At 57.4% G+C, this 6,433-nt stretch carries 5 protein-coding genes; 1 reads left to right on the top strand and 4 read right to left on the bottom strand.

Going from position 1 to position 6,433, the window contains the following annotated elements:
* On the top strand, window positions 1–1,335 hold a 1,335-nt coding region (locus B5D32_RS14165), incomplete at its 5' end, for an MFS transporter (protein WP_078785611.1).
* 203 nt (window positions 1,336–1,538) lie between these two features.
* On the opposite strand, the gene B5D32_RS14160 is transcribed toward B5D32_RS14165, so the two are convergent.
* The 4 genes from B5D32_RS14160 to B5D32_RS14145 all read right to left on the bottom strand — a co-directional run.
* Window positions 1,539–1,826 (bottom strand): winged helix-turn-helix domain-containing protein, encoded by a 288-nt coding sequence (locus B5D32_RS14160; RefSeq protein ID WP_078785610.1) that lies wholly within the window; start codon window positions 1,824–1,826, stop codon window positions 1,539–1,541.
* A 90-nt stretch (window positions 1,827–1,916) separates the two neighbouring features.
* The gene (locus B5D32_RS14155; RefSeq protein ID WP_078785609.1) at window positions 1,917–4,322 is read right to left on the bottom strand and encodes a hypothetical protein; all 2,406 of its coding nucleotides are present in this window, start codon (window positions 4,320–4,322) and stop codon (window positions 1,917–1,919) included.
* Entirely contained in the window at window positions 4,319–5,104 is a 786-nt protein-coding gene (locus B5D32_RS14150; protein ID WP_242943480.1) for an ATP-binding cassette domain-containing protein, read from the bottom strand. The genes B5D32_RS14155 and B5D32_RS14150 overlap by 4 nt, the downstream gene beginning before the upstream one ends.
* A gap of 44 nt (window positions 5,105–5,148) precedes the next feature.
* A partial coding sequence (locus B5D32_RS14145; protein WP_078785608.1) for a hypothetical protein occupies window positions 5,149–6,433 on the bottom strand: 1,285 nt, incomplete at its 5' end.

Here is a 6,433-nt window from a genome sequence, read left to right as displayed (position 1 = left end):
TACGGCTCCGGCGATGTTGCGGGCAACGTGGTCTATGCGTTCCTCTCCTCGTTCGTTATGATTTACCTGACCGACACCGTCGGCCTGAATCCCGGCATCGTTGGCACGCTGATCGCTGTGTCCAAGCTGTTTGACGGCATTACCGACATCTTCTTTGGCTCGATGATCGACAAGACGCACTCCAAGCTGGGCAAGGCTCGTCCGTGGATGCTCTACGGCTACATCGGCTGCGCCATCACACTGGTCGGCATCTTCGCCATCCCCATGGGCATGAGCGAGTTTGCCAAGTACGCATGGTTCTTTATCTGTTATTCCCTGCTGAACGCTGTGTTCTACACGGCCAACAACATCGCCTACTCTGCCTTGACTTCCCTTGTCACCAAGAACAGCGCCGAGCGAGTCGAGATGGGTTCCTACCGCTTCATGTTCGCATTCGCCACCAGCCTTGCCATTCAGTCTTTCACACTGCTGGCTGTCTCTGCACTGGGCGACACTGCCGAAGCATGGCGCACCGTGGCTATCGTCTATGCCATTATCGGTCTGATCGTCAACACGCTCTCTGTTTTCTCCGTCAAGGAGTTGCCGGAGGAAGAGTTTGTCGATACCACGGATAAAGCCGAAATCGAGAAAGACGAGAAGTACGGTCTTGTCGAAGCTGCCAAGCTGCTGGTCTCCAACAAATACTACCTGATGATCTGCGTCACCTACATTTTGCAGCAGATCTATGGTGCCATGATCAGTATGGGTACCTACTACGCCGCCCATATCCTTGGTGACAAGAACCTGTTCGGCGTGTTCTCTTGGGCCATCAACATTCCTTTGATCATCGCACTGGTCTTTACCCCGACCCTCGTTGCCAAGATGCACGGTATGTACAAACTGAACATCGGCAGCTATGCCCTTGCTACCGTGGCCCGCGCGCTCGTTGCCGTGGCCGGCTATACTGGCACCGGCGGTGTCAAGATGATGCTGCTCTTCACGGCCATCGCTGCACTGGGTCAGGGCCCGTGGCAGGGCGACATGAATGCCGTTATCGCCTCCTGCTCCGAGTACACTTGGCTGACGAAGCACAAGCGCGTGGACGGCACGATGTACTCCTGCACCTCGCTCGGTGTCAAGCCGGGCGGCGGTCTCGGCACCGCCATCACCGGCTGGCTGCTGGCGTTCAGCAACTACGATAAGGCGCTGGCTGTGCAGCCGGAATCCTGCATCAATATGCTGAAACTCATGTACCTCGTAATTCCCTTTGTGCTGGACGCCATCATCACCTTTATCCTCTCCCGCATGAAGGTCGAGGAGGCCAACGATAAGATCCGCGCCGAAATGAAAAACTGATATTCACTATTCTCCTTCTCAAAATACCTCACGCGTGCGATTTGCGCGCGAGGCATTTTTCGTTATATCAAACTTTTTAACTGAAATTATTATATACCTATTGAAATTTGCTATACAAACCAAAATTGCATCAATAATGGGGAGGCTGTTCCCATTATTGATGCAATTTTGGTTTACATGCTCTTATTTTGATTTTGCATTGATCAGGCTTTCTTCGTCACATACCCCTTGCGCATGACGGAGGTGATCTCGATCTGCGCGCCGAGCTTGTGGCGCAGCTTGGCGATGTGCATATCAACCGTTCGGGTGTGGATGGGCGCGGTGATACCCCAAACCTGCGCCAACAGCTCGGAGCGGGTGGTAATGCGGCCGGCGTTGTCGAGCAGATACAGCAACAGGTCGAACTCAGTCTGCGTCAAGTACACAGCCTTGCCATTTTGCGATACCTGCCGTGCGGCGGCGTCAATTTGTAAATTGATGTTGTTCATCATGTGTAATACCTGATTATTCGTAAAATCCGGCGTGACCGTTGTCTAGCAGCCATGCGTGTATAGTACTGATTTACAAACCTCTGCAAAGGCTCACAACGCGTCCAAATCTACGCCTGCCCACTCGTAGGCTTCCGTCAAATCGTTGCCGATGGCCCATGCAAGCGCCGCGGCTACAACGACCAAAAATATCGGCACCCACAGCAAATTGTACGGCGCGCCCGCGGCGTTCGTGCCCTGCGTTTGGCACAGTGCGGCGGCGTGGAACAGCGGGTAAAAGCCCAGCCATTCGATGCCGTTGCTCATGCCCGAAAGCGCCAGCAGCGCGGGTAGGCAGTAGCCGACTGCCGAGACGAACAGCGCCGCCAACAGGCTGCCCAATTTTTGCCCCAACCACAGCGTCAGCCGCGCCATGCACAGGCAGGCTACCGCGCGGCAGAGCAGCCAAAACAGCAAAAGATCCGACAGCGTGATACATTTCGGAACGGCTTCCAACTCGGAAATGCTCATCGCGGGGGCCAACAGCGCGGGCAAGCCGTAATCGCGCAGCCCCTGCCACAGATGCGGCAGCGCCGTGCCTGCCGCAATCACGATGGCCGCCAAATTGCTTTGCCGCAGCTTGGCGCGCACGGTCGCACGGCGACCTAAGGGCGTCGCGCGCAGCACGGTCTCCATGCCACCCTTACGCTCCATCGCAAATAGACCGCTGAAGCACAGTGCGCACAGTAGCCCGGCCCACAGCGTGTCCTGCACGTCAGCGGTACCGCTGAAGCCGAACAACTTTTTGTAGCCGCTCTCGTACACCAGCCACGCGCCGGGGTGCTCCTTTAAGTAGTAGTTGATATTGTTTTGCACGACCTGCTGGTAAATATTGTACTTCTGCTGCAGTGCGCCGTAGGCCAGCATTGCCTCGTTGCTCAGCTCTCCGCGCGCCACGCGCCGCTGCACGGCCAGCATCGGGGCAAACTCCTCGCCCTGCGCGGTCAGCCAATCGCGGCTCTCTGCCGTCCACGGGCCGGAGATATGCTTCATGTAGTAGGCATAATAAATTTCGTCGGCGTCGATGTAGCTCTCGCTCGTCACGCCCTGATACACGCCGAACGCCAAGAACGCTGCCAGGAACACCGCTGCGCCGTTCAGCACAAACAGCTTGCGGCCTTCTTCCTTTATAACAGAGGTTGCTTTCGTCCTGCGCGTCAGCCCCAACACAAGGCCGCGCTTGGCGGCGGGCAGCAGCTGTGCGCGGGCGAATACCGTGCAGAACGCCGCAGCGAACAGCGCTCCGTAGAACACCGCCGCCGTCCACTCGACCAGCGGCAGCCCGATCGGTGTGCCAAACCAGAACAGGTTGCGATAGTTGCCGAGCAGTTCGTTGGTCTGCAGCAGGCTGACGAGGTTCGCGTATTTAACCACGTTGAGGTGGCTCGTGGCCGGAATAGCCGCGCGCACGCCGTACATCGCCAACGGCAGCGCCAACGCGCCGATCCAGCCCGCGGCGGCGCGGCGCGCGGTCAGCGCGGCCAGCATGACCCAAAGGCCCATCACGAACGCCCCGACCCACTTGGCCAGCAAAAACCGCAGCAGATACTGCCCGACCGTAATCTGCATCGTGCAGCGCATCAGGGCCGGCACGCTCTGGATCGTGCGCGTCAGCGGGCCCAGACCAAAGCTCGCACCGCAGTAGGCGAGATTCACGCCGTACAAAAGCGCCAACACGGCCAACAGGCTGACGCCGAACGTTGCTAATTTAGCCAACGCCGTTTGCAGTCGCCCGCCCGGCAGGCTGCGCACAAGAGCCAGCAGACCGCTGTCGCGCTCCTGCCGCACAAGCAGCAGCGCCAACAGCAGCATGGCGGCCAGTAAAATCAGGTCGGTAAAGGCGTAGGAGATCGCCGTGTACAGGCCCTTTTGCGGGTAGTAGTCGATCTCGGTCGCAGTCAGCCCCGCATACACCTTGGCCGTGGCTTCGATGTTCTTTAAGTCGTAGCCGGTTTTGTCGTTTTGAAAAATCGAGATGCCCGCCAGCTGCGTCGCCTTGGTCTGCACGCCGTCCAGAAAATCGGTGTAGGCGGCCACGGTGTCGTACTCGTTTTGCAGCTGATTGAACAGGCGATATTCGGTGTTCAGGTCGTCGGTGAACAGTGTATAGCTTTTGTCCTTGTATTCCTGCTCGTAGGCGTCGAACATCGCAGCGTTCTCGTCGCGGTAGGCTTGCAGGTAGCTGCTGCCGGCGTAGGCCATATCGCGGTAGAAGCCGCCGATCTTGACAAGGCTCTCAATCTCGGTATATTTCCCGTGCAGGTACGCACCCTTTTCTTCCATTGTCAGGCCGTCGAGCTGCGCGCCGACGGCGCGGTAGACCGCGGCGGACGGCTGCCCCGCGGTCGGGCGGGTGCCCATCCAGAGCAGCAGCAGATTGGCGGCGGCCAGCACGGCCAGCAAAAGCGGGAACAGCCGGTTGCCCCACACCTTGCGCAGCTCGGCCCAAAACAGACTCATTTACCGTCCCCCTCGCCGAACACGTTCAGATACACGTCCTCCAGTCCACTGCCCGGGGCGTAGGTTTCAATCAGCTCCGGCACGGGGGCGGCATCCACAATTTTCCCGGCACGCAGCAAAATCACTTTTGTTGCCACGCTTTCCACGTCCGAGACAACGTGCGTTGCCACCAGAATGATGCGGTCCTGTGCCATGCCGGCCAGCAGCTCGCGCAGGCGCACGCGCTCCTTGGGGTCAAGGCCGGCGGTCGGCTCGTCCAAAATCAGCAGCTTGGGGTCGCCCAGCAGGGCAGCGGCCAACAAAAGGCGCTGCTTCATGCCGCCGCTGTACGCCGCCAGCCTCTTGTCGAGCTCATCGGTCAGGTTGACGGCCGCGGCCACGCGCGCCACCTCGCCGGGCACGGCGGCGCGCGGGATTTCCTTCAGCGCTGCCATGTAAGCGAGGAAGCGGCGGCCTGTGTAGCTTTCGTATAGCCCCTGCTGCTGCGGCATATAGCCGAGCACGCGGCGGAACGCGATGCCCCGCGCCGGGCGGCCGCACCACAGCACCTCGCCCGAATCGGCGGCCAGCCCGCCGGTGATGATGCCGATCAGCGTGCTTTTGCCCGCGCCGTTCGGTCCCAAAAGGCCATACAGACCCGGGCCGAGGGTGAGCGACACCCCAGCCAGAGCCTGTTTGATTTTCGGTTTGCCCTGCCCGCGGCGGTGCAGCAGCGGGGCGGGCAGCAGGTAGGTTTTGCGCAGATCGTTCAGTTCGAGATCGATTTCATGCATCTGGTCCATAGTGACGTCCGTTCTTGTCCGCGAAAATCTTGTATGCTTGCGTATCAGCCGATTTTTTCAAAATCGCGGTAGTTGGCATTTCCTGACCAATAGTCCGCTTTGGAAATCAGCGCATAGCGCCTCTCGCCGGTCGAGACGTATTTAGACGCACCATCGTCTGCCTGCACAGCGGCAGTATCTTGCACTCCGGCTTCCACGAGATAGGTGTCGGCATCTTTCGCTGCAACGACAGCGCAAGCGGTATCTTTATCATAGAGCGAGTAGGTCAATGTCCATGGGGAAGGTTCCTTGTCGCTTTCCAATACATAAAATCCGTCCGCATATTGTGAGTCTGCACCAGCATTTGAGCATTGCTCAAATAGTAGTTTGCCATCGTCGGCATAGTAAAGGTTCACATAGCTGACTGCCTGATCGGGCACCGTGTACCCCGCCAATTCGGTGTCTTGCCCAGTGGAAAGGTCAAGGAGATGAAAATGATCGCCCTTTTGATAAACCAGCGTTTGACCGTAAACGGCGGCAGGTTGCAACACGCTGGAAGATTCTGTATAGAGAACGGCTTGCTCCCCAGTGACCGGGTCATAGGTGAACCATTCCGAGTTGTCGCCGGACGTGCTTTTCAAAAGCAGTTTATCACCTACAACGCCTTTGATCCATGTGCTGTCCATGGAAAACATCTTTTCGCAGGTTCCGGCAGTTGGGTCGATGCGTACCAGAAAGCTTTCCATTGAGTTGTCGGAGGTTTCCCACATACAGGCATAAATAAAATCCCCGTCTGTGACCATTGGGCGCAGAAACTCTTGGTTGGCTGCAAAGGTGATCGTTTCGGTTCGGTCGGAACCGTCTAACCCCATCGTTTCGATGCGCGGCAGGGTTGCGTTTTCTTCGGCATGAACATTGCCCGGATAAAACAGTACCAGATTTTGACCGACAATTTCCGGCACGATGCCGCCCGCCGAATAGGGAAGATACCCGTTACAGGCGGCTGTATTGTGCGCACAGTTCGGTTGGGAGCATAGTAAAATCTGCTGCATGGTGTCGTAATCGCAATACATCAGCGAGGTGGAATCGTCACTTCGGACTGCTGCGCTCACAAAATAAAAGCCCTTTGCGCCTGCGGCACCGTAAGACCAGCCATCATTACTTTGCAAAAGTGTCAGCGGTTTGGAGACAATGTCCGATGCAGCTTGCGATTCTGCTCCGCTTTGTTCAGAGGTTACAGTGACATTCTTGGCACTGTCATGCGATGAACAGGAAACCAAGACCATCATTCCAAAGAGCGCTGCCACATATAAAAATTTGTTTTTATTCATAACAACTTCCCTCAAAGTA

The sequence above is a fragment of the Gemmiger formicilis genome (assembly GCF_900167555.1).
Lineage (GTDB): Bacteria > Bacillota > Clostridia > Oscillospirales > Ruminococcaceae > Gemmiger > Gemmiger formicilis.
This window is presented reverse-complemented; position numbering and strand designations above follow the sequence as displayed.